The 20360-nt window shown below is 68.1% G+C and carries 24 protein-coding genes; 17 read left to right on the forward strand and 7 right to left on the reverse strand.

The features are described 5' to 3' along the window. The first annotated feature begins 18 nt into the window (after positions 1-18). Complete coding sequence (locus ACIRRA_RS37145) at positions 19-1287, forward strand: DUF3089 domain-containing protein (protein ID WP_402778183.1); 1269 nt, start codon at positions 19-21, stop codon at positions 1285-1287. Then, a complete protein-coding gene (locus tag ACIRRA_RS37150; protein ID WP_402778186.1) occupies positions 1284-2519 on the forward strand; it encodes an MFS transporter in 1236 nt (411 codons plus the stop codon). Before ACIRRA_RS37145 ends, ACIRRA_RS37150 begins: the two co-directional genes overlap by 4 nt. Before the next feature lie 30 nt (positions 2520-2549). On the opposite strand, the gene ACIRRA_RS37155 is transcribed toward ACIRRA_RS37150, so the two are convergent. Then, positions 2550-2999 carry a MarR family winged helix-turn-helix transcriptional regulator gene (locus ACIRRA_RS37155; protein ID WP_402778189.1) on the reverse strand — a complete coding sequence of 150 codons (450 nt, stop codon included), beginning with the start codon at positions 2997-2999 and terminating at the stop codon, positions 2550-2552. A gap of 67 nt (positions 3000-3066) precedes the next feature. Here ACIRRA_RS37155 and ACIRRA_RS37160 point away from each other — a divergent pair, with 67 nt between their 5' ends. The 3 genes from ACIRRA_RS37160 to ACIRRA_RS37170 all read left to right on the forward strand — a co-directional run bounded on the left by ACIRRA_RS37160 (position 3067) and on the right by ACIRRA_RS37170 (position 5846). Continuing rightward, entirely contained in the window at positions 3067-4611 is a 1545-nt protein-coding gene (locus tag ACIRRA_RS37160) for an FAD-dependent monooxygenase (protein ID WP_402778192.1), read from the forward strand. A 117-nt stretch (positions 4612-4728) separates the two neighbouring features. Next, positions 4729-5406 (forward strand): hypothetical protein, encoded by a 678-nt coding sequence (locus ACIRRA_RS37165; protein ID WP_402778195.1) that lies wholly within the window; start codon positions 4729-4731, stop codon positions 5404-5406. A gap of 296 nt (positions 5407-5702) precedes the next feature. Beyond that, the gene (locus ACIRRA_RS37170; RefSeq protein WP_402778198.1) at positions 5703-5846 is read left to right on the forward strand and encodes a hypothetical protein; all 144 of its coding nucleotides are present in this window, start codon (positions 5703-5705) and stop codon (positions 5844-5846) included. Between the two features lie 329 nt (positions 5847-6175). Here the strand turns inward: ACIRRA_RS37170 and ACIRRA_RS37175 are convergent, their stop codons facing one another. The 3 genes from ACIRRA_RS37175 to ACIRRA_RS37185 all read right to left on the reverse strand — a co-directional run bounded on the left by ACIRRA_RS37175 (position 6176) and on the right by ACIRRA_RS37185 (position 9191). After that, complete coding sequence (locus tag ACIRRA_RS37175) at positions 6176-6493, reverse strand: EthD family reductase (RefSeq protein ID WP_402778201.1); 318 nt, start codon at positions 6491-6493, stop codon at positions 6176-6178. Beyond that, positions 6490-8502 carry a phenylacetic acid degradation bifunctional protein PaaZ gene (gene paaZ, locus ACIRRA_RS37180; RefSeq protein ID WP_402778204.1) on the reverse strand — a complete coding sequence of 671 codons (2013 nt, stop codon included), beginning with the start codon at positions 8500-8502 and terminating at the stop codon, positions 6490-6492. Before paaZ ends, ACIRRA_RS37175 begins: the two co-directional genes overlap by 4 nt. 80 nt (positions 8503-8582) lie before the next feature. Beyond that, complete coding sequence (locus ACIRRA_RS37185; protein ID WP_357011584.1) at positions 8583-9191, reverse strand: TetR/AcrR family transcriptional regulator; 609 nt, start codon at positions 9189-9191, stop codon at positions 8583-8585. 106 nt (positions 9192-9297) lie between these two features. On the opposite strand from ACIRRA_RS37185, the gene ACIRRA_RS37190 reads away from it, so the two are divergent. Genes ACIRRA_RS37190 through ACIRRA_RS37245 form a run of 12 tightly spaced genes read left to right on the forward strand, consistent with a single transcriptional unit; the run spans position 9298 to position 17626 of the window. Then, entirely contained in the window at positions 9298-9567 is a 270-nt protein-coding gene (locus tag ACIRRA_RS37190) for a hypothetical protein (RefSeq protein ID WP_402778209.1), read from the forward strand. A 44-nt stretch (positions 9568-9611) separates the two neighbouring features. After that, on the forward strand, positions 9612-10295 hold the full coding sequence (locus ACIRRA_RS37195; protein WP_402778315.1) for an enoyl-CoA hydratase/isomerase family protein: 684 nt from the start codon (positions 9612-9614) through the stop codon (positions 10293-10295). Next, on the forward strand, positions 10292-11173 hold the full coding sequence (locus ACIRRA_RS37200; RefSeq protein ID WP_402778212.1) for a 3-hydroxyacyl-CoA dehydrogenase family protein: 882 nt from the start codon (positions 10292-10294) through the stop codon (positions 11171-11173). Before ACIRRA_RS37195 ends, ACIRRA_RS37200 begins: the two co-directional genes overlap by 4 nt. Further along, a complete protein-coding gene (locus tag ACIRRA_RS37205; protein ID WP_402778215.1) occupies positions 11170-11952 on the forward strand; it encodes an enoyl-CoA hydratase/isomerase family protein in 783 nt (260 codons plus the stop codon). The genes ACIRRA_RS37200 and ACIRRA_RS37205 overlap by 4 nt, the downstream gene beginning before the upstream one ends. 11 nt (positions 11953-11963) lie before the next feature. Beyond that, positions 11964-12908 carry a 1,2-phenylacetyl-CoA epoxidase subunit PaaA gene (gene paaA / locus ACIRRA_RS37210; RefSeq protein ID WP_402778218.1) on the forward strand — a complete coding sequence of 315 codons (945 nt, stop codon included), beginning with the start codon at positions 11964-11966 and terminating at the stop codon, positions 12906-12908. A 2-nt stretch (positions 12909-12910) separates the two neighbouring features. Next, complete coding sequence (gene paaB, locus ACIRRA_RS37215) at positions 12911-13204, forward strand: 1,2-phenylacetyl-CoA epoxidase subunit PaaB (protein ID WP_402778221.1); 294 nt, start codon at positions 12911-12913, stop codon at positions 13202-13204. Positions 13205-13213: 9 nt separating this feature from the next. Continuing rightward, entirely contained in the window at positions 13214-14131 is a 918-nt protein-coding gene (gene paaC, locus ACIRRA_RS37220) for a 1,2-phenylacetyl-CoA epoxidase subunit PaaC (RefSeq protein ID WP_402778224.1), read from the forward strand. Further along, positions 14125-14646: a 1,2-phenylacetyl-CoA epoxidase subunit PaaD gene (paaD, locus tag ACIRRA_RS37225; protein WP_402778227.1), complete on the forward strand. Its 522-nt coding sequence runs from the start codon at positions 14125-14127 to the stop codon at positions 14644-14646. The genes paaC and paaD overlap by 7 nt, the downstream gene beginning before the upstream one ends. A gap of 1 nt (position 14647) precedes the next feature. Beyond that, positions 14648-15736 carry a 1,2-phenylacetyl-CoA epoxidase subunit PaaE gene (gene paaE / locus ACIRRA_RS37230; protein ID WP_402778230.1) on the forward strand — a complete coding sequence of 363 codons (1089 nt, stop codon included), beginning with the start codon at positions 14648-14650 and terminating at the stop codon, positions 15734-15736. Between the two features lie 25 nt (positions 15737-15761). Next, positions 15762-17072 carry a phenylacetate--CoA ligase PaaK gene (gene paaK / locus ACIRRA_RS37235; protein WP_402778233.1) on the forward strand — a complete coding sequence of 437 codons (1311 nt, stop codon included), beginning with the start codon at positions 15762-15764 and terminating at the stop codon, positions 17070-17072. 21 nt (positions 17073-17093) lie between these two features. Continuing rightward, positions 17094-17552 carry a hydroxyphenylacetyl-CoA thioesterase PaaI gene (paaI, locus tag ACIRRA_RS37240; protein ID WP_402778236.1) on the forward strand — a complete coding sequence of 153 codons (459 nt, stop codon included), beginning with the start codon at positions 17094-17096 and terminating at the stop codon, positions 17550-17552. Next, entirely contained in the window at positions 17549-17626 is a 78-nt protein-coding gene (locus ACIRRA_RS37245; RefSeq protein ID WP_402778318.1) for a hypothetical protein, read from the forward strand. Before paaI ends, ACIRRA_RS37245 begins: the two co-directional genes overlap by 4 nt. Positions 17627-17695: 69 nt before the next feature. Here ACIRRA_RS37245 and ACIRRA_RS37250 read toward each other — a convergent pair whose 3' ends face one another. The 3 genes from ACIRRA_RS37250 to ACIRRA_RS37260 all read right to left on the reverse strand — a co-directional run bounded on the left by ACIRRA_RS37250 (position 17696) and on the right by ACIRRA_RS37260 (position 20331). Continuing rightward, positions 17696-17884 carry a hypothetical protein gene (locus tag ACIRRA_RS37250; protein ID WP_402778239.1) on the reverse strand — a complete coding sequence of 63 codons (189 nt, stop codon included), beginning with the start codon at positions 17882-17884 and terminating at the stop codon, positions 17696-17698. After that, positions 17881-19326: an MFS transporter gene (locus ACIRRA_RS37255; RefSeq protein WP_402778242.1), complete on the reverse strand. Its 1446-nt coding sequence runs from the start codon at positions 19324-19326 to the stop codon at positions 17881-17883. Before ACIRRA_RS37255 ends, ACIRRA_RS37250 begins: the two co-directional genes overlap by 4 nt. A gap of 708 nt (positions 19327-20034) precedes the next feature. After that, the gene (locus ACIRRA_RS37260; RefSeq protein WP_402778244.1) at positions 20035-20331 is read right to left on the reverse strand and encodes a DUF1905 domain-containing protein; all 297 of its coding nucleotides are present in this window, start codon (positions 20329-20331) and stop codon (positions 20035-20037) included. Positions 20332-20360 lie beyond the last annotated feature (29 nt).

Genomic DNA, 20360 nt, shown 5'->3' on the forward strand with positions numbered 1-20360 from the left:
AATCTTGTGGAGTATCCGATGAAACACGTGATCCGCATGATCACGGCGGCCGCGCTCGCGGTCGGCTCGGTATCGGGGATGGCCGCGGCCTCCCCACCCGACACCACGACCGGGACCGTTTGGTTGTGCAAACCCGGCATGGCACTCGATCCCTGCGACCAGGATGCCGACGGCAGGCCCGGGGCCCGGCCCGGGCTGGCACGCTATCCGGATGGCAGCCGAGCCGCACTGTCCGTCACCACTGTCGGTCACAGCGACCTCGATGACGAAACCGGTACCGCCTCAGCACTTCCGGGCGTGGACTGCTTCTACGTCTATCCCACGGTGGACCTCGTGCCCAACCCGGTGGCCGGAGATCGGCCGCAGCCTCGGGCCGAGGAACTCGCGGTGTTGCTCGCACAGGTGGGGCCGCTGCTCGGTCGCTGTCGTATGTTCGCCCCGCTCTACCGGCAGGACACCGTGCCGCAGTTGGCCCAGCATGTGGACACCGGCTCCGACGGCTACGCCGGGCCCGGATTCGCCGACGTGCTCGCGGCGTGGGACGACTATTGGGCCCACGACAATGTCGCGCCGGGCGGCGGCAGGCGTGGGGTGATCCTGCTCGGTCATTCGCAAGGCAGCGTGGCGCTGGAACAGCTGATTCGCGATCGGGTCGACGGGCGGCCCGACACCACTGCACAGCTGGTCAGCGCCGTGCTACTGGGCGGAAAGGTGCAGGTGCCCGACGATCGTCCAACGGGCGGCGGCGCGGACCCGGACTCCACCTTCCAGTACCTGCCGCTGTGCGGCGCGAGCGCACCCGTTCCAGCCGGATGCGTCATCGCCTATTCCGCCTATGCTGCGGGGCATGAGCCGGGGTCGAAGAGCCTGGCCTGGAGCGCGGCCTCCGGTCACCGCATCGCCTGCGTCGATCCGGCCGCGCTGCGCCACGCCGCCGATCCGGCCGCGCGCACCCCACTCGACACGGTCATGCCGACGCGGAATCTGCTGCAGGGCACCGATATCGCGCCCGCCGGGCACCTGACGGTGGTGCTGCACGACTACCGGGTGCCGAGCACCCCAACGGGTTTCACCCGCTATCCCGGCGTGCTGACCGCCACCTGCCGCTACGGTCCGGGTAGTGACGGCTCCGCCGCGTGGCTGGAGATCGGGGGCGATCTCGATGCCGTCCTCGGCACTTCCGGCGACACACAACTCGGCCTGCACGTGGCCGATTACAGTGTCGCGCTGGGTGATCTGGCGGCCGTCCTGGATCGGCAGTCCGCTACCTGGCTCGCTCGCCGATGACCGCGACGACCGCTCACGTCGCCGTGGCGCGGCCCTGGTCGCTGGCGGCCTTGGCGGGCATGGCGTCCTATCTGGACGCCGGCACCATCATCGCCGTATCCGCGGCGCTGTCGCATTGGCGGTCGAGTTTTCGAATGTCGGAGTGGCAGTTGGGTTTTCTTTCCGCCGCGCTGACCATCTGTATCGGTCTGGGATCCATCGCCGGTGGGCGGATCGGCGACCGCTACGGCCGCAAACGGGTCTACGCCGTGGACCTGGTGGTGTATATCGCCGGGCTGCTGTGGCTGGTGCTGGCAGTCCACCCGGTCATGTTGTTCGTCGGTGTGGTGACCGTGGGCCTGGCAATCGGCGCGGATGTGCCCGCGGCGCTGGCGCTGGTCGGCGAGAATGCTCCGGCGTCGGAGCGCGGGCGGCTGGTGACCTTCACCCAATTACTGTGGGCACTGGGACCTTTGGCCGTGATCGGGCTGGAATTGTCCGGTTCCCGGCTCGGTGATCAGCTGCCGCGCGCGATCTTCGCGCACCTGCTGGCGCTCGCGCTGATCACCTGGCTGCTGCGGCGGCGCATGGTCGAATCCCTGCCTTGGCAACCGTCGGACAGCAGCCCCCGGGAGCTGCTCGCGCCGAATCTGCGGCGCGGCAGTATCTTTTTGGTCGTCTTCTATGTCACCGTCACCCTCGGCACCAATTTCTACGGATCCTTCGGCCTCTACGCGCTCGAGACCGTGGGCCATCTCGACTCGTCCCGAGCGCTGACGGCCTCGCTGCTGATGGTCCCGCTCATCGCGGTCACCGTGCTGGCGATGATGCCGCTGATGGACACCCGGGCCCGGACACCGGTTTTCGTCGCGGGCGCGGTCACGCAAACCTTGTCGTGGGCTGCGCTGCTCGTGGTGGAAACCGGCGCGCCCACGCTCGTCGCCGCCTTCATCGCCTACGGAATCGGCAATACCCTGGCCGGTGAGGCGCACTACAAGCTGTGGTGCCAGGAGAGTTTCCCGACGCGACTGCGCAGCACGGCGATCGGCCTCAGCTTCGGTCTCGCCCGCATCGCCTCCGCCATGATGCTGGTCTTCGTGCCGACACTGCTGCACCGCGGCTTCGCTGTGCTGGTGGGCATGATGGTCGTCGTCACCGCGATGTCCGGCCTCGTGGGTGTGACCTTTCGCCCGCGCGGCCGGGGCGAGAGCATCGAATCCATCGACGCGCGTCTGGAATCCGACGCTCGGTAACCGAATCTCCCTCCGCGCCTGACGGGATCGTCATTGTCGGCTGTCCGGCCAGGGGCTGGCCAGCGTGGCTCGCAGCTGTCGGGTGGCCTCGCTGCCGAGGACGCTGCCGAGTTCGGCCTCGAGAGTCGCGAGGATGCGCGTGGCGCGGGTGCGGCGGTCCGCGCCGGTCGCGGTGATGCGGACCTGTGCCGTGCGCGGGTATCCCGCGGCCTGGTCGACGGTGACCAGCCCCTCGCGGTCGAGTTGGCCAACTGCCCGATGCATGGTCTGGCGGGTCACTCCGGCCAGCCTCGCCAATTCCGCGATGCTGATCGGATCCCGACTGCGCAGGTGGCCGAGCACCAGCATGTGGGCGGGCGTTATCGGTTCCACGCCCGCGTTGGTCATGCCCTCGGTCAGTCCGTCCTGAAACCACCGGACGGCCCGTTGCAGCAGGGCCAGCAGCGAGAGTTCCGCAGCGGAGGAATCGGTTCGAGCCATTGCTTGACTGTAGGCGACCGCCTGGGAAAGACTCAGTGTCAGCATAGCTGACACTGAAGGAGCGGTAATGCCCGAGCACGATGTGGACGTCCTGATTTCCGGCGCCGGGCCGGTCGGCCTGACAGCGGCGCTACAGCTGGCGCGGTGGGGGATCACGGTGCGGATCGTGGATATCGCGGCCGGTCCGGCGACCACGAGCCGGGCGTTGAACACCCATTCGCGCACGCTGGAGATGTACGACCAGCTGGGGATTCTCGGCGATATCGCGCCGTTCGGGACACGTGTCAACGCCTTCGTCCGGCACCTCGAGCACGGCCCGGTGCGCCTCGAGTACGAATACGACGGCCTGGCAACGCGATTCCCGTACATGTTCATGGTCGACCAGGTCATCACCGAGCGGGTGCTGCGTGCTCACGCGGCCGTGGCCGGGGCGCGGGTGGAGTGGAATACCGGGCTGCGCTCGTTCACCCAGGACGGCGCAGGTGTCGACGCGGTCCTCGAGCACGCCGACGGACGCGCCGAATCGGTTCGGGCGCGGTATCTCTGGGGCTGCGACGGCGGGCATTCCCTGGTGCGCAAGACGATCGGGTTGCCACTGCAGGGCGAATCCGCCTACACCTGGCTGATCGCGGACGCCATCGTGGACACCCCGCTCGCGCGCGACGCCCTGCACTGGATGTTCCCGCCCGGCGGGCTGGTGATGCTGTTCCCCTTCCCCGATCCGCACAAATGGCGGCTCCTCGACACCACAGGGGAGGGTGATCCGCGCGATCTGGCGGGGATCGGGGCCCGGTTCGCGGAAAAGATCACCCTGGCCACCGGCCGCGCCACCGCCGTGCACACACCGACATGGGCGTCGGCATTCACCATTCAGCAGCGGGCCGTGCCCGGCATGCACGTCGGCCGGGTCTTCGTCTCCGGCGATGCGGCCCATGTCCATTCGCCCGCCTCCGGCCAGGGCATGAACATCAGCATGCAGGACGCGGTCAACCTCGCCTGGAAGCTGGCCATGGTGCTGAACGGCGACGCGGCTGCGGAGCTGCTGGAAACCTATGACATCGAACGGGTTCCGGTCGGGCAGGCCCTGCTCGCATCGACCGGTGAGGTCATGGAGATCGCGATGTTCCCCGAAACCGCCGAGGATTCGCGCGATTCCGACTTCGACTTCCTGCGCGGGCTGGTGCGCGGCATGTCCGGTCTCGCCCTCGAATACCGCGACAGCCCGCTCACCCTGCCGAATCCAGACGGTGCCGGTCCACGGCCCGGACAGCGGCTGACACAGATCGACGCGGCGCAGGCCGACAGCCCCGGCTGGACGAGACTGCGTGCGGCACTGCGTGATCCGGCCTGGCATCTGCTCGTTTTCGGCCCTGCCGCACCCGACGCCGCTCCTGGCTGGATGCGCGTGCACGCGATCATGTCGGACCGGCAGGCCGATCCGGCCGCCATCCACGATCCCGACCGACAGGTCGGTCGAACGCTCGCTGCCGGGCCGGGCGACTGGATCCTCGTTCGACCGGACGGGTACCTCGCGGCCCGGGGGAGCGGCTTCGAGGCCGGCACTGCCGAGCAAGTGTTCAGGCAGCTTCCGCATATGGTTCGCCGGCCCTGAAGGGTCTTGAATTTTACCTAGTGGTAAGTAAAACTCATGGTGCGAGCGCGGGGGGTTTCGCGACGGATTCCGCTCGCGCTCATCCGAATCCACAATCAGTGAGCAAGAAGGCTTTTCATGACCAGTTCGTCCGATCATCGCGCGCCACAGGGCTATGGGCCTGCGACGCCGCAGCCCGTCACCGGCTATCCGCCCCCGTGGCCGCCGCAGCCACCGAGGCGACACCGGAGGTGGCTGGGTGGGGTCGGCGGCCTGGTCGGCGTGGTGCTGTCGATCATCGTCGTGTATGGCTGGCAGCACGTCACCGATCATGGCCATGTTCGAGACGGCGGCCGTGATCCGCTACGGAAGGTGTCCGCCGGTGACTGTGTGAAGGTCAGCGGCGGGCCCGCCACGGTCGACGTGACGACGGTGTCCTGTGACGACCCGACGACGATATACCGCGTCGGCGTAGTGCTGAAGGATCCTGCTGGCGGCTCGTGTCCCGGCACCGATTACGACACCGTGCGCTCCATCGGCGGCATGCGCAACACCACCCTGTGCCTGGAATTGCAGGTGCGCGAGGGCGAATGCGTGGCCCAGAACAGCCTCGACAACTCGGCGCAGCCGGTCGACTGCGGCACTGCCGCGGCCCAGAGTGGGCACCAGGCGCAACTGACCTATTTCAAGATCGGCCGAATCATCAAGGGCTCCACCGACCCGACCGCGTGCGGCGACGCGACCGACGCCCACAACGCGGTCGTCTACCCGAAACCCGACCCGACAATTCTGTGCCTGGTCGATCCCGGCGAGTGAATCGCGGCAGCGGACGGGCTATCGCCCTGATGTTCTGTGGTGTAGCCCAATTGCACGTCTGGACCGACTACCTCAGCGGTCCCGATTGCCCTCCCTCGCGGCCAGAACGCTCGAATCGAGGCACTCATCGACACTCTCATGGTGTAGCCAAGCCCCGCGCCCGCTCTGCAGTCGTCGCTTCGCATCCCAGGCATTGCTCGGTAATCCGTAGGGTGTCCGGCACGTCGAGGCACGGCCGATGCGCCATCATGTGCTACCGCGAGTATGAGGTTCCCCGCTCGGCTGGAGAGCGCTCCGTGAAAGCGGGGCGAACCTCCATCATCGAGGTCACGACCACCGAGGACGCGATCGGCCGCGCCACCGAGTTCCTGGAACTGCACAAGCAACACTGGCCCGGCTGGAACGGCGCCAGCGAGATCCGCCAGATCTACGGCGCCTGACCTGATCCCTTCTTCAACGTTCGGCCCGCCCCGCAACAATCGGGGCGGGCCGATGGCATTCCCAAGGCCCGCAACCGTTGCCCCAGTCGCCCCTACAGCCGTGCGGTGTGTCGGCCAGGTTCCTTCTGCTGTAAGGCTTCTCGACGGTGTGGACCGCTGAGCGGACCGCTGTTCGATTGTCGTGAGGCTCTGGTGCGCGAGGCGTTTCGCCGAGCACGCCTTCGATGACGCCTACGGCGGCCTCCCGCGCGGCACCCAATAGTTCACCAGGTGGTGGGGGAACCGGCGGGCAGAAGCCCAGACTCCCGCCCGCCCGGCCGGCGTGCGGATCAGGGAGTCAGTGCTGATCGCTCGGACTGGGTGAACATGGTGACGCCGCCGGTGGCGAAGTTTCGGACATCGCGTCCGGCGGCCTTCATCTCGGCCGAGGTCAATGCCCGCTCGAGTGCTTCGGCCGTTGGGAAATGCAGGCTTGCCACCATGTAGTACGGCGGTTCTCCGCTGCCGAGCGGGGAGCAGTTGCCCCAGGTGAATGCGGAGAGGCCGGGGATCTTCCGAGCCAGCGGGACATGGGTTTCGGCGTAGTGAGCGTCGAAGGCCGCGGGATCCGCCGGGCGGCCGTAGCAGATGGCGATGCGGTAGGTCATGACTTCGCCACCAGGGTGAGTACGTCGTAGGTCGCGACGGGTTCGGCGTTCTGATTCGTCACCACGGTGTCCCAGCGGACTTCACCGTAGTCGGCGGTGGCCCGGGGCGTAATGGCCTTCGCGGTGAGGGTCACGGTGAGGATGTCGTCGGCCTTGACGGGGGTGAGGAATCGGAGGTTGTCGACGCCGAAATTGGCGAGGACGGGGCCCGGCGCGGGGTCCACGAACAGCCCGGCCGCGAGCGAGACGACCAGGTAGCCGTGGGCGACGATACCGCCGAAGAGTGGATTGGCCGCCGCGGCAACGGGATCGGTGTGGGCGTAGAACGTGTCGCCGGTGAACTCCGCGAAGTGCGCGATGTCCGCGCCCGTGACCTGCCGCGGACCGCCCACGATGGTGTCACCGATGGCCAACTCCGCGAGGCTCTTCCGGAACGGATGCACCGCGCCGATGTGCCGGGTGGCGCCGCTGATCCACTGCCCGGTAATTGCGGCGAGCTTGTCCGGTGACGCCTGTACGGCCGTGCGCTGCATGTGGTGGAGTACGCCGCGGACACCGCCCAGCTCTTCACCGCCCCCGGCCCGGCCGGGTCCTCCGTGCACGAGCACCGGTAGCGGGGATCCGTGGCCGGTCGACTCCTTCGCGTCCTCGGTGTCGAGAACCAGGACGCGGCCGTGGAACGGGGCCAGGCCCAGTACGATCTCGCGCGCCAGCGCCGCGTCGGCGGTGACCAGGGACGCGACCAGACTGCCCTGTCCGCGCGCCGTCAGGTCGATCACCTCGGCGGCATCGCGGTAGCCGATGACCGTCGCCACTGGACCGAACGGCTCGATCTCATGCGGTTCGCAGGCGCTGTTGTCCTTGCAGCGCAACAGAATGGGGGACAGGAACGCGCCGGGACCGTCCGGCGTCTGCGCTCGACCGACCACGATGTCACTGCTCGCGGCAAGTGCCTGCACTGCCTTCAGCACCTCGTCGCGCTGCCGCACGCTGGCCAGGGCGCCCATCGTGACGCCCTCGTCTCCGGGCGCGCCCACGACAACCTTGTCCAACCGCTTCCGGGCGGCGTCGATCACCGCGTCGACCATGTTTTCCGGAACGAACGCGCGGCGGATGGCCGTGCACTTCTGTCCCGCCTTCGCGGTCATCTCGGTAACCAGTTGGCGCACATACAGATCGAACTCCGCAGAGCCAGGGGCCACGTCGGTGCCGAGGATCGAGGCGTTGAGCGAATCGGCTTCCGCGGTGAAACGGGTGCCGTTGGCCACCACCGCGGGGTGGGTCCGCAGCAGAGCCGCGGTCTGCGCGGAGCCGGTGAACAAGACGGAATCCTGCCCGCCCAGCTGATCCAGCAGGTCGCCCGTACTGCCACACACGAGCTGCACCGAACCTTCCGGCAGCAGGCCGGATTCGATGATGTGGCGGAAGACGGCTTCGGTCAGATACGCCGTCTGTGACGCGGGCTTCACGATGGTCGGCACACCCGCGATGAACGCCGGAGCCAGCTTCTCGAGGAAACCCCAGACCGGGAAGTTGAAGGCATTGATCTGCACCGCCACGCCCGGGCGGGTGGTGAAGATGTGCTGGGCGACGAAGGTGCCGCGCTTGCCGAGCTGCTCTACCCCACCATCGAGATACACGGTGCCATTGGGCAATTCGCGCTTGGCCCGGCTCGCGTAGCTGAGCAGGGTGCCCGCGCCGCCGTCGATGTCGATGGCCGAGTCCCGGTCGGTGGCGCCGGTGGCCCGCGACACCGCGTAGAACTCGTCCTTGTGCGCCAGGATGGACTGCCCGAGCGCCTTCAGCAGCCCCGCGCGCTCGTGGAAGGTCAGCTCCGCCAGCGCGGGCCCCCCGACCGTGCGCGCGTGGTTCACCGCTGCGGCGAAGTCGACGCCGGTCGAGGAGACCCGCGCGACCTCGGTGCCGTCCACGGCGCTGAGGATCGACTGGCCCGCATCCGGCGGGGTGTGCCACCGCCCGCTCACATAACTCTGCAAAAACCTGCTCACAACAACTCCGATCTACCGTCCATTCGGTCGGTAATTACGATCGCGCGCAGCCCTCGCCCGTGTCAAGGAACCACGACCGGTCAGTGCGTGCGCAGGCCCTCGAAGGTCATGTGGACCACGGCGTCGGCGAGCTGGTCCACAGAGGTGCCCCCCCGCGGGCTGTACCACTCGATGAGGGAGTTGACCATGCCGAACAGCAGGCGGCTGATCAACGCGGGATCGATGTCCGGGCGCAGATCGCCCTCGGAAACGGCCTCGCTGACCAGTCGCGCGACCACATCGTCGAATTCGCGGCGGCGGGCGAGCGCGCGGCGTTCGACGGGGCTGTTGCCACGCACCCGCAGCAGCAATGTCACATACGGCAGCTCGGTGGCCAGCACCTGGACGCTGCGGCGCACCAGATGCTCGAGGCGGTCGATGTAGGGGCCCGAGGTGACCTCGGGTTCGGTGGTAACCGCGAACAGCCCGTTGAGTGCGCGCCCGAGCGCCAGCTCCAGCAGCTCCTCTTTTCCGGAGACGTGGTGGTAGATGGAGGATTTCGTGATTCCGAGCCGCTGCGCCAGGGTCTCCATGCTGGTGCCGTCGTAGCCCTTCTCGTTGAAAACCTTGACGGCGACCGACAGCAGGGAGTCGAGGTCGTAGCCGGGCCGGCCGGGGCCGGACCTGCGGGTGACGCGCGGAGAAGCCATCCGACCATCTTCCCAGTACCCGGCGAGCATGTCGCGCAGACCCGCGCGGGGGTTGATTACCAACCGAACATTCGGTAATTATGGAAGCGAGGACAGGAGTGTGAGGATGCGCGAGGTCTTTCTGGTGGACGGGGCGCGAACGCCCCAGGGCCGCTACGGCGGCGCTCTGGCCGAGGTCCGGCCCGATGACATGGCGGCGCTGGTGGCCGGGTTGCCGGATTCGTTGACGGGATTCACGGTCAACCAGTTGTGCGCGAGCGGATCGACAGCCGTCGCGACCGCCGCCGCCATGATTCGCGAAGGCGCGCGCCGTGGACTCGCGACCCTCTGCGTGGGTGTCGGACAGGGTGTGGCGATGCTGGTGGAGGTCCCGTGAGCCGCCCGTTCTCCACCCTCGATGTCACCGAGTCCGACGACCGCATGGTGGTGGTCCTGGATCGGCCGGAACGGCGCAATGCCATCGACGCCGTAATGATCTCCGAGCTGCACCGGGTCTGCGAGCGGCTGGAGCGCACGCCGAAACCATTGGTGCTCACCGGTCGTGGTGACCATTTCGCCGGTGGCGCCGATATCGCCGAATTGCGTGACCGGGGATTGAACGAAGCGCTGGCCGGGATCAACCGCACCCTGTTCGACAGGGTGGCGCGGCTGCCGCTCCCGACGATCGCCGCCGTGAGCGGTTACGCCTTCGGTGGCGGCGCCGAACTGGCCTATGCCTGCGACATCCGGATCGCCACGCCGACGGCCGTTTTCGCGAATCCGGAGCCAGGTCTGGGCATCATGGCCGCGGCGGGCGCCGGTTATCGGCTGGCGGAGCTGGTCGGCGCCTCGATCGCCAAGCAGGTCCTGCTCGGCGGTGCGCGGCTGGATGCCGACCGCGCACTGCGGTGCGGGCTGGTGCTCGACGTCGTCCCGGCGGGGACACACCTCACCGCCGCACACGAACTCCTCGACCACATCGTGCGCCAGTCACCGCTGGCCTTGCGGCTGACCAAGCTGGTCGCCGACGGCTCCCGCGCCGATGACATCGCCCAAGCGGTGCTGTTCGACAGCGCCGAGAAACACGAGCGGATGACCGCATTCCTGGAGAAGAGGACACGATGACCGACACTGCGGTAGCCCTGCGGATCGGGGTGATCGGCGGAGGACGGATGGGCGCGGGCATCGCCCAGTCCTTCGCCGCCCTCGGCAGCGATGTCACCGTCCTCGAATCAGGCGATCTCGCCGCAACACGGCAGCGTATTCGCAATGGCCTGTCTGCGGCAGCGGAACGAAATGCGCTGGGCGGCAGTGATATCGACACGATCATGGGGAGAGTCACCCTGGCTGCGGCGATCGCCGAGCTGCCCACCGATTCGGACCTGGTGATCGAAGCGGTGCCGGAGAATCCGCGGCTGAAGGCCGACGTGCTGACTGCGGCAGAGCGGGCGGTCGGGCCGGACACCGTGCTCGCCTCCAACACCAGTTCGCTGTCCATCACGGAACTGGGTGCGGTGCTGAAGGACCCGAGCCGCTTCTTGGGCATGCACTTCTTCAATCCCGTTCCCGCGTCGAAACTTGTCGAGGTGGTGCGCGCCCCCGGCACCGCCCCCGGCGTCACGGAGCGAGTGCGCGGCTGGGTTGCCGCGCTCGGCAAGGCCGAGGTGCTGGTCAACGACGCCCCGGGCTTCGCGACCAGCCGTCTCGGGGTGTGTCTGGGGCTGGAGGCCATCCGCATGCTCGAGGACGGTGTCGCGGACGCCGAATCCATCGACCGGGCAATGGAACTGGGCTACCGGCATGCGATGGGTCCGCTGCGGTCGACCGATCTGGTCGGGCTCGACGTCCGGCTCGCGATCGCCGAACACCTCGCCGCCACACTGGGACCCCGCTTCGAACCCCCACAGCTGCTGCGCGACAAGGTCGCCCGGGGCGAGCTCGGGCGCAAAACCGGACGCGGGTTCTACGACTGGAACGGCGGAACGAAAGGAACGACTCGATGACCACCGCAACCATGGAACTGAGTGATGGTCTGGCCGTCCTCACGCTGGCGCGGCCCGCGGCATCCAACGCGCTGGACCGCGCCCTCAAAGAGGGACTGCTCGACGCCCTGCGATCCCTCGCTGCCGACGACAGCGTCCGGGCGGTCCTGCTGCGTGCGGAGGGCCGGAACTTCTGCGTCGGACAGGATCTCGCCGAGCACGTGACCGCCCTGGACACCGACGCGGCCACTGCCATGGCGACCGTCCGGGAACACTACAACCCCCTGATCACCGCGTTGGCGGGAATCCAGGTGCCGGTGGTCGTCGCGATCCAGGGCGCCTGTGTCGGTGCGGGACTCGGCATCGCGCTCGCGGGCGATATCCGGATCAGCGGCCGGTCGTCGACCTTCGCCACCGCGTTCACCGGCATCGGCCTGGCCAGCGATTCGGGCCTGAGCCACAGCTTGGCACGTGCTCTCGGCACCGCGCGCGCCGCAGGGCTCATGCTGCTCGGCGATCGGATCAACGCCGCCCGGGCCCTGGAATGGGGACTGGTGCATCGGGTCGTCGACGACTCCGAATTGGACACCGCGGCACGCGAACTCGCGGCCCGCCTGGCCGCAGGACCGACCGCCGCCTACCGAGAGGTGAAGGCGCTGCTGGAGCGGTCGGACGCCGATCTGGCCGAAACGCTGGAACACGAAGCCAACGCCCAGCAGCGGCTCGGCGCGAGCGCCGACCATCGCGCCGCGGTCACTGCCTTCCTGTCCAAGACAACCCCGGTCTTCACCGGTCACTGAAGGGTTCGGTCATGAACACCCCTGTCTCCGACGATCTGCAGGCGGGATTCGACGCCACACTCGCCGCCGATCAGCGCATCGAGCCGCGCGACTGGATGCCGGACGCCTACCGCGCCACCCTGATTCGGCAGATCGCCCAGCACGCCCACTCCGAGATCATCGGCATGCAGCCCGAAGGCAACTGGCTCACCCGCGCGCCCTCGCTGCGCCGCAAGGCGATCCTGCTGGCCAAGGTCCAGGACGAGGCCGGGCACGGTCTGTACCTGTACTCGGCGGCGGAAACCCTGGGCGCGGACCGCGGCGACCTCACCGACAAGCTGCTGTCCGGCCGGCAGAAATACTCCTCGATCTTCAACTATCCGACCCTGACCTTCGCCGATGTCGGGGTCGTCGGGTGGCTGGTGGACGGCGCGGCGATCTGCAACCAGGTTCCGCTGTGCCGCAGCTCGTTCGGTCCCTACGCGCGCGCGATGATCCGGGTCTGCAAGGAGGAGTCGTTCCATCAGCGTCAGGGCTACGAGCTGCTCATGACCATGATGCGCGGCACCGACGCCCAGCGGGCCATGGTGCAGGAGTCCGTCGACCGGTGGTGGTGGCCGGCACTGATGATGTTCGGCCCGCCCGACGACGCCTCGCCCAACACCGCGCAGTCCATGCGCTGGCGGATCAAACGCCACACCAATGACGAACTGCGGCAGCGATTCGTCGACATGACGGTTCCGCAGGCCGCGACGCTGGGTGTCACCCTGCCCGATCCGGAGCTGGCATGGAACGCCGACCGCGGCGCCCACGATTTCGGCGAACCCGACTGGGCGGAGTTCGCGCAGGTCGTCGCGGGCAACGGCGCCTGCAACACAGAGCGGATCGCGGTCCGGCGCGCCGCACACGACAACGGTGCGTGGGTGCGCGAAGCAGCCGCGGCATTCGCCCACCGCAACGGAAGTCAGGAGGCATGACCATGACCGCTACTCGTTCGGAATGGCCGCTGTACGAGGTGTTCGTACGCGGCAAGCGCGGACTCAACCACGTGCACGTGGGTTCGCTGCACGCCGCCGACGACGAGATGGCACTGCGACACGCCCGCGACGTCTACACCCGCCGCAACGAGGGCGTGAGCGTCTGGGTGGTGCCCTCGCACGCCATCGCCGCATCCAGCCCGGCCGAGAAGGATCCCTTCTTCGCGCCCAACCGCGACAAGGTCTACCGCCACCCGACCTTCTACGAGATCCCCGATACCGTTCCCCACATGTGAGGCGCCGCCATGATCGACCACGACAATCCCTTCGACGGTCTGGCCGCCGCCGAGGACGACGGCCGCTGGGCCTTCGGGACCAGCTTCGACGACCCCCTGGCCGGGGTGGACACGACCGTGCCTGCGGACGCGGACGCCTCGGCGCTGGCGCGGTACTGCCTCATGCTCGCCGACGATGCTCTGATCAGCGCCCAGAGACTGACCGAATTGGTCACGCACGCACCAGAATTGGAGGAGGAGATCGCGCTGGCCAATATCGGCCTGGACCTGCTCGGGCAGGCACGGCTGCTGCTGGCCCGCGCCGCGGCCGCCGATCCCGTAGTCGTGCCGTACCTCTCGGATACCTCACCCATTCCACCCGAGGACGCGCTGGCGTTCTTCCGTACCGACGCGGAATTCCGCAACGTGCGCCTGTGCGAACTCGACAATGGCGACTTCGCGCAGGCGGTCACCAGGCTGCTCGTCTTCTCGACCTGGCGGCTGGCGGTTCTCGCGCGTCTGCGGGACTCCCGGGATCCGGTGCTGTCGGCAGTGGCGCACAAGGGGGTCAAGGAATTGACCTACCACCGTGATTACGCGGCCCGATGGGCGGTTGTGCTCGGCGCGGGGACCGACGAGTCGCACGGCCGGTTGGTCCGGGCGCTCGACCAGGTCTGGCCCTTCGTTCCAGAACTGTTCAGCACCTCCGCGGACGAGGCGGCGCTCGCGGCGACCGGGGTGGCCGTGGACCCGGCACAGGTGCGCACCGAGGTCGAGGAGACGCTCAGCACGATTCTCCGGGCTGCGGAAACGACTGCACCCGAGCGGGTTTCGGCCGCCACTGTCGCCGGACGCGCCGGACGCGACGGCCTGCACACCGAAGCGCTGGGGCTGATCCTGGCCGAGATGCAGAGCGTGGCCCGCGCCCATCCGGAAGCGTCATGGTGACGGCGGCCTCCACCGTCGAGGAAGATCGTGCTCGGGCGGTAGCCGCAGCGGTCGCGGACCCGGAGATGCCGATGCTCACCATCGCCGACCTCGGCGTCCTACGCGACGTGCGGGTCGAACCCGAGGGCGTGGTCGTCGTGACCATCACCCCCACCTACTCGGGGTGCCCAGCCATGGCGACCATTCGAGCCGACATCGAATACGACCTGTGCACACACGGTTTCGCGGCCGTGCGGGTGGACACCGTGCTGTCGCCGCCGTGGAGTAGCGACTGGATCACCCCCGACGGGCGGCGCAAGCTGCGCGAACACGGATACTCCCCGCCGGGCCCGGCGCCGGCGCGAACCGGCGGGCCCATCCCGCTCACCCTGACCTCGCCGCCGCGCGCCGTGCGCTGCCCGTACTGCGGCTCGGCCGCGACCGAACTCGTCTCGCCGTTCTCGGCCACCGCGTGCAAGGCGCTGTATCGCTGCCGCGACTGTCTCGAACCGTTCGATCATGTGAAGGAGATCTGAGGTGACCACGACCACGGCACCCACCACCGGCCGATCCCGCGCATTCCATACGCTCGAGGTCGCGGCCGTGCAGCGCCTGTGCGACGACGCCGTCGCCGTGACCTTCGCCGTGCCCGATCGGCTCGCCGACGAATTCCGTTTCCGGCCGGGGCAATTCCTCACACTGCGGCGGACGGTGGACGGCGTCGAGCAGCGGCGATCGTATTCGATCTGCGCTGCGCAAGGCGCGGCGCCCCGGGTCGGAGTGCGGGAGGTATCCGGCGGCCTGTTCTCGAACTGGCTGGTCCACGAGGTCGCGCCGGGCGATCGCGTGGAGGTGCAGCCCCCGTCCGGCAGCTTCGTCGCCGACACGTCCAGCGCCGGACGGCATCTGCTGGTGGGCGCCGGGTCCGGCATCACTCCGCTGCTGTCGATCGCCGCCTCGCTGCTCGCCAACCCCGACAGTCGGGTGACGCTGCTGTACGGCAACCGGCGCACCCGCTCGGTGATGTTCGCCGACGAGCTCGCCGACCTGAAAGACGCCTACAGCGAACGCTTCTCGCTCATCCACGTGCTCTCCCGCGAACCACGCGACGTCGAATTGTTCAGCGGTCGGCTGGATGCCGGCCGGCTGCGCGAGATCCTCACGGAGCTGGTCGATGTCGAGGGCATCGATCACGCGTGGATCTGCGGGCCGCACGGCTTGGTGGACGACACCGTCACCGTCCTCGCTGAGTTCGGGATGGCCGCCGATCGCGTCCACCGGGAGCTGTTCTATGTCGGCGACACTCCGCCGCCGCCGGAGACGCATCGCGAACCGGGGACGACCGGGCCGAGCAGCCGGGTCACCATCACTCTCGACGGCCGCTCGACCACCGCCGACCTGCCGCGGGACCGCACGATTCTGGATGCCGCCGAACAGGTGCGCTCCGATCTGCCCTTCGCGTGCAAGGGTGGCGTGTGCGGCACCTGCCGCGCCAAGATCACCGACGGGTCGGCGGACCTACGGCGCAACTACGCCCTCGAGGACAGCGAAATCGCGGCGGGCTTCGTGCTCACCTGCCAGAGCTACCCGACCACCGACACCCTCACCGTCGACTTCGACGCCTGATCCAGCACACCGACAGGACATTCCCTTGAGCACCGTCGCTCCCACTCCCGCCACGGTTCCCGCCGACGATATCGAATTCGCCTCTCGCGACCGCATCGCCGCACTCCAACTCGAACGGCTGCGCTGGTCTCTGTGGCACGCCTACGACCATGTTCCCCACTACCGCACCGCGTTCGACGCGGTGGGCGTGCACCCGTCGGATCTGAGAGAACTGTCCGACCTCGCGAAATTCCCGTTCACCACCAAGGCCGATCTGCGGGCCAACTATCCCTTCGGGATGTTCGCCGTTCCGCGCGAACAGGTTTCGCGTATCCACGCCTCCTCCGGCACCACCGGGCAGCCCACGGTCGTCGGCTACACCGCCAATGATCTCGGGCACTGGGCCGACCTCATCGCCCGCAGCTTGCACGCGGCAGGAGTGCGCTCCAGCGACGTGGTGCACATCGCCTACGGCTACGGGCTGTTCACCGGGGGACTCGGCGCCCACTACGGCGCGGAACGGCTGGGCTGCACCGTGATTCCCATGTCGGGTGGTATGACCGAGCGCCAGGTGCAGCTGATCCAGGACTTCGAACCCGACGCCATCATGGTGACGCCGTCCTACATGTTGACCCTGCTGGACGCCATGACCCGCCAGGGCATCGACCCGGCGTCGACCTCGTTGCGGGTCGGCGTGTTCGGGGCCGAGCCGTGGACCGAGGCCATGCGCCGCGAACTCGAATCGCAACTGGCCATCGACGCCCTCGACATCTACGGGCTGTCGGAGGTCATCGGACCCGGCGTCGCCATGGAATGCGCGGAAACCAAAGACGGACTGCACATCTGGGAAGACCACTTCTACCCCGAGATCATCGACCCCGAGACCGGGCAGGTACTGCCCGACGGGGCCGAAGGCGAGCTCGTGTTCACCTCCCTGACCAAGGAGGCGTTCCCGGTCATTCGCTACCGCACCCGCGATCTCACCCGCCTGCTGCCCGGCACGGCCCGCACCATGCGCAGAATGCAGAAGATCACCGGCCGCAGCGACGACATGATCATCCTGCGCGGCGTGAACCTGTTCCCCACCCAGATCGAGGAAATCGTCCTCACCGTGCCCGGCCTCGCCCCCCAATTCGAATGCGTGCTGGACAAACCCGGCCGGATGGACCGGCTGACCGTGCGAGCCGAAGCCCGCCCGGACGCCACCGCCGCGGATCGCGAGGCAGCGTCCGCGACCTTGATCCATCTGGTCAAACAGCGGATCGGCGTCACCGTGAGCGTCGAGGTACTCGCGCCCGAGACCCTCGAACGGTCGTCGGGCAAGGTCCGCCGCCTGATCGACAGCCGCCCTCGCTGAACTCGTCTGAGGGAGTACACGATGAACGAACACGTCGGCGAGGATGCCACCGGAACCAACTTCGCCCGCGCCATGTTCGACGTAGATCACGCGTCGACGGACTGCGGAATTCAGTTGCTGGGCAATGGACCCGGATCGGCCACCCTCGCCATGAAGGTCACCGAGGACATGCTCAACGGCCACGCCATCACCCACGGCGGCTATGTCTTCCTGCTGGCCGACACCGCCTTCGCGGTGGCGTGCAATGGTTACGGCCGTCCCACGGTGGCCGCCGGCGCGTCGATCACCTACCTGGAACCGACGACCGCCGGCGACGAGCTGGTCGCCGAAGCCGTCGAGCGGGTCCGATACGGCCGCAATGGCATCTACGACGTCACCGTGCGTCGCGGTGACATCGTCGTGGCCGAATTCCGCGGCACCAGCCGTGAGATCCGAGCTCGGCTCGCGTCGCCCTGCTCGGCGACGCCGCGCACGCCATGACCCCGAATCTGGGTCAGGGCGCCAATCGGGCGCTCGAGGATGCGGTGACCCTCGCCGCGGTCCTCGACGAGTAATCGATCGAATGCGGCCTGGTCGAATATGATCGGTTGCGCCGCAAGCGGACTCAGTCCTTCGTGTGGCGCTCACGAATCATCGGCACCGTCGCCCAGCTGTCCTCCGGCGGCAACACTGGTGTGCGACACCGCGATCCGGCTGTCGACGAGCAGCGCGCTGCTGCGCAATCCGGATCCGGTGCTGAGCTGGAATCCGCCCCGGTAATGCACTCCGTCCCGGGTGCTTCGGCGCGAAGCACCCGGGACGGGCGAACTCATCGAACCGATTCGGTCTGTGCTGAACGGGCTACCGGAGCCGCGCCCGCCGTTCGGGCGCGTGTCGCAAATCGGGCCGCTGCCGCTCCCAGCAGGGCGGTGACCGCGAATGTCACACAGACGAACGCGAATTGGCGGCTCGGATCGGTGGTGTGCCGAGTTGTGAGGTTCAGGTAGAACGCGCCGAACGCGGCGACGCCGATCGCGCCCGCGATCTGCAGGCTGGTCATGAACACGCCGCTGATATCCGCAGCGTGCCGGGGTGTCGCGGTGGTGGTGAGATGCACGACCATGCCGCTGTAGCTGGCGCCGAGCCCCAGCCCGCCGACGGCGAGCAGCACCACCATCAGTCCGGGAGATCGGCTGTCGGCGAACAGCATCGCACTCAGTCCGAGATAGGCGAGTACCACGACCAGGCAGCCGAGGTGGGGCACCATCCGCTGACGGTCGCCGGGGACGTGCGACAGCAATCGGCCGGGCACGCCGAAGGCGACGACCCATGGAATCAGGATGAGACCGGAGAACAACGCGCTGCGGCCGAGACCGTGCTGGAGATACTGCGCGAGGGTGAACAGCAGTGCGTAATACGTTGCCGTCATGAGGGATTGGGACAGCAGACCCCAGGCGATCGAGGGCCGGGTGACCACCGACATGTCGAACAACGGCGAGCCGCCGCGGCGGGTCCGGCGCGATTCCACCGCGAGGAAGACCGCGAAGAATCCGGCGCTCGCGGCCAGGCACAACCACGTCCACAGTGGCCATCCGGCATCGCGTCCCACCGTGAGTGGCAGCACGAGCGTCAGGACGGCTGCCGACAGGACCGTGGCTCCCGGCACGTCGAGCCGCTGGGTGCGCTCGGTGGTTTGGGCGCCGGGTATCGCGAGCAGGCCGATCCCGATGACCGCCACCGCGATCGGCACGTTGATGAGAAATATCGGTCGCCAGTGCAAGCCGAAGAGATTGAACGAGCCCAGCATCCCGCCGAGCAGCTGCCCGGCCACCGCCCCTCCCGAGAGCGCGATGGCCTGCGACCCCAGTGCGCGGGTGCGTTCCGGACCCGGCGCGAACTGCAGCTGGATGCCCGTCATCACTTGGGGTACCGCGAGCGCGCCACCGATGCCCTGGAGCACTCGCATCGCGATCAGCGCAAGGGGATTGGGGGCCAGCCCGCACAACAGCGACGCGAGGCCGAAGAGCGCGACACCGGCTAGGAAGACACGCCGATAGCCAGCGAGATGCCCGAGCCTGGCCCCGAGGATCAGCAAGGTCGCAGAGGCCAGCAGATATCCGCCGATGACCAACTCCAGTTGCGCGCTGGAGGCGCCCAGATCGTCGCGAATCGACGGCAGCGCCACATTCACGATCGTGGCGTCGGCCTGGTACATGAACGACATGCTGAGCATTGCGGCCAGGCCCCACCGAGCCCCGAGTTCCAGTTTTGGCACAGTTTCACTCCGAAGATCGAATGATCCTCCGCACGAGGAGAATTCACGGATGGGCGGCATGGCCGAACGGTGACGGCGGCCGTTCGATCGGCGAGCCTGATGCCATTCGAACCGCCGGCCCGTTCCGGCTCGCCTCCTCATCCTGTCTGTGCCACCGGGCCGTCGCTGGCGGGTATCAGCCACAGCGCTCGAGTGCTGCCGACGTCCGGCGTGGCGTGCATTTCCTCTGGGAAGCGGTTGCGGCGGATCGGGAACCAGAAGGTAGCCCGTCGTGAGCGACCGGGCGGGATCTGATCGAGCCGCCCCGGTTACGCCCGCTCGGAGGGGACCGGGCGATGGCCGAGCGCAGGTGGGTGGACTCGAAATTGTCGACGGGCAGGGCCAGTTGCTCGAGGACCAGGCCGTTGCCGAGGGTGAGCAGGTCCGCGGCGTCGGGTTCGGGATAGGCGGATCCGGCCCCGCCGGAACGAGCACCGATGAGGAGGACGACATTGCCATGAGGGTGGCCTGCATGAGAGCCACCGGGCCCGCGCCGTTGGCGTCGGGGGCTGCTGCTGGGTGATGACGTGTTGGTCAGTAGTGCAGCGGCTTCGAGAGCCGATGTCTGTACGGCCATCGGCGGGACCGAGAACGTGGCGAATCTACGCTGACCCGCTCCTGCCGTGGAACGGACCCGCGATCACTGACGGCAGAGGGTGGGCGTCACGGTCAGGCGGTCCGTTCATCGAGTCGGACCGTGATGGTATCGCCAGGCGACTTGCCCAGGGCCCGAAGGAGATCCGCCTTCACCGGCAGCTTGTGGGTTCCGTCGCCGAGCGCCATGAATGAGCTGCGGAACGGTTTGCCGTCCATGGTGCCGCGTACTTTTACCGAGCTGCGGGTGCCGAAGTATTCCGCCGAGCCGGGCATGACGACATATGTCCAGCCGCCCGGGGCGGGGCTGCGCTGCAGAACCGCGCTGAACTCGACATCGAGAGGGCCTTGCCTGTGGGGTGTTGCCGTCATGGTCTGTCCTTTCCGCGCTCGATCAGGCG

This window comes from Nocardia sp. NPDC101769, from assembly GCF_044766925.1.
GTDB lineage: Bacteria > Actinomycetota > Actinomycetes > Mycobacteriales > Mycobacteriaceae > Nocardia.

Bases quoted from the DNA above. Each gene is read 5' to 3' on its own strand.
- paaA (WP_402778218.1), top strand. From the start codon at position 11,964: ATGAACACCCCTGTCTCCGACGATCTGCAGGCGGGATTCGACGCCACA.
- paaD (WP_402778227.1), top strand. From the start codon at position 14,125: ATGGTGACGGCGGCCTCCACCGTCGAGGAAGATCGTGCTCGGGCGGTA.
- ACIRRA_RS37200 (WP_402778212.1), top strand. From the start codon at position 10,292: ATGACCGACACTGCGGTAGCCCTGCGGATCGGGGTGATCGGCGGAGGA.
- ACIRRA_RS37155 (WP_402778189.1), bottom strand. From the start codon at position 2,999: ATGGCTCGAACCGATTCCTCCGCTGCGGAACTCTCGCTGCTGGCCCTG.
- paaB (WP_402778221.1), top strand. From the start codon at position 12,911: ATGACCGCTACTCGTTCGGAATGGCCGCTGTACGAGGTGTTCGTACGC.
- ACIRRA_RS37175 (WP_402778201.1), bottom strand. From the start codon at position 6,493: ATGACCTACCGCATCGCCATCTGCTACGGCCGCCCGGCGGATCCCGCG.
- ACIRRA_RS37250 (WP_402778239.1), bottom strand. From the start codon at position 17,884: ATGAGTTCGCCCGTCCCGGGTGCTTCGCGCCGAAGCACCCGGGACGGA.
- ACIRRA_RS37195 (WP_402778315.1), top strand. From the start codon at position 9,612: ATGGTGGTGGTCCTGGATCGGCCGGAACGGCGCAATGCCATCGACGCC.
- ACIRRA_RS37205 (WP_402778215.1), top strand. From the start codon at position 11,170: ATGACCACCGCAACCATGGAACTGAGTGATGGTCTGGCCGTCCTCACG.
- ACIRRA_RS37165 (WP_402778195.1), top strand. From the start codon at position 4,729: ATGACCAGTTCGTCCGATCATCGCGCGCCACAGGGCTATGGGCCTGCG.
- paaI (WP_402778236.1), top strand. From the start codon at position 17,094: ATGAACGAACACGTCGGCGAGGATGCCACCGGAACCAACTTCGCCCGC.
- paaC (WP_402778224.1), top strand. From the start codon at position 13,214: ATGATCGACCACGACAATCCCTTCGACGGTCTGGCCGCCGCCGAGGAC.
- ACIRRA_RS37145 (WP_402778183.1), top strand. From the start codon at position 19: ATGAAACACGTGATCCGCATGATCACGGCGGCCGCGCTCGCGGTCGGC.
- ACIRRA_RS37160 (WP_402778192.1), top strand. From the start codon at position 3,067: ATGCCCGAGCACGATGTGGACGTCCTGATTTCCGGCGCCGGGCCGGTC.
- ACIRRA_RS37150 (WP_402778186.1), top strand. From the start codon at position 1,284: ATGACCGCGACGACCGCTCACGTCGCCGTGGCGCGGCCCTGGTCGCTG.
- ACIRRA_RS37190 (WP_402778209.1), top strand. From the start codon at position 9,298: ATGCGCGAGGTCTTTCTGGTGGACGGGGCGCGAACGCCCCAGGGCCGC.
- ACIRRA_RS37245 (WP_402778318.1), top strand. From the start codon at position 17,549: ATGACCCCGAATCTGGGTCAGGGCGCCAATCGGGCGCTCGAGGATGCG.
- ACIRRA_RS37185 (WP_357011584.1), bottom strand. From the start codon at position 9,191: ATGGCTTCTCCGCGCGTCACCCGCAGGTCCGGCCCCGGCCGGCCCGGC.
- ACIRRA_RS37260 (WP_402778244.1), bottom strand. From the start codon at position 20,331: ATGACGGCAACACCCCACAGGCAAGGCCCTCTCGATGTCGAGTTCAGC.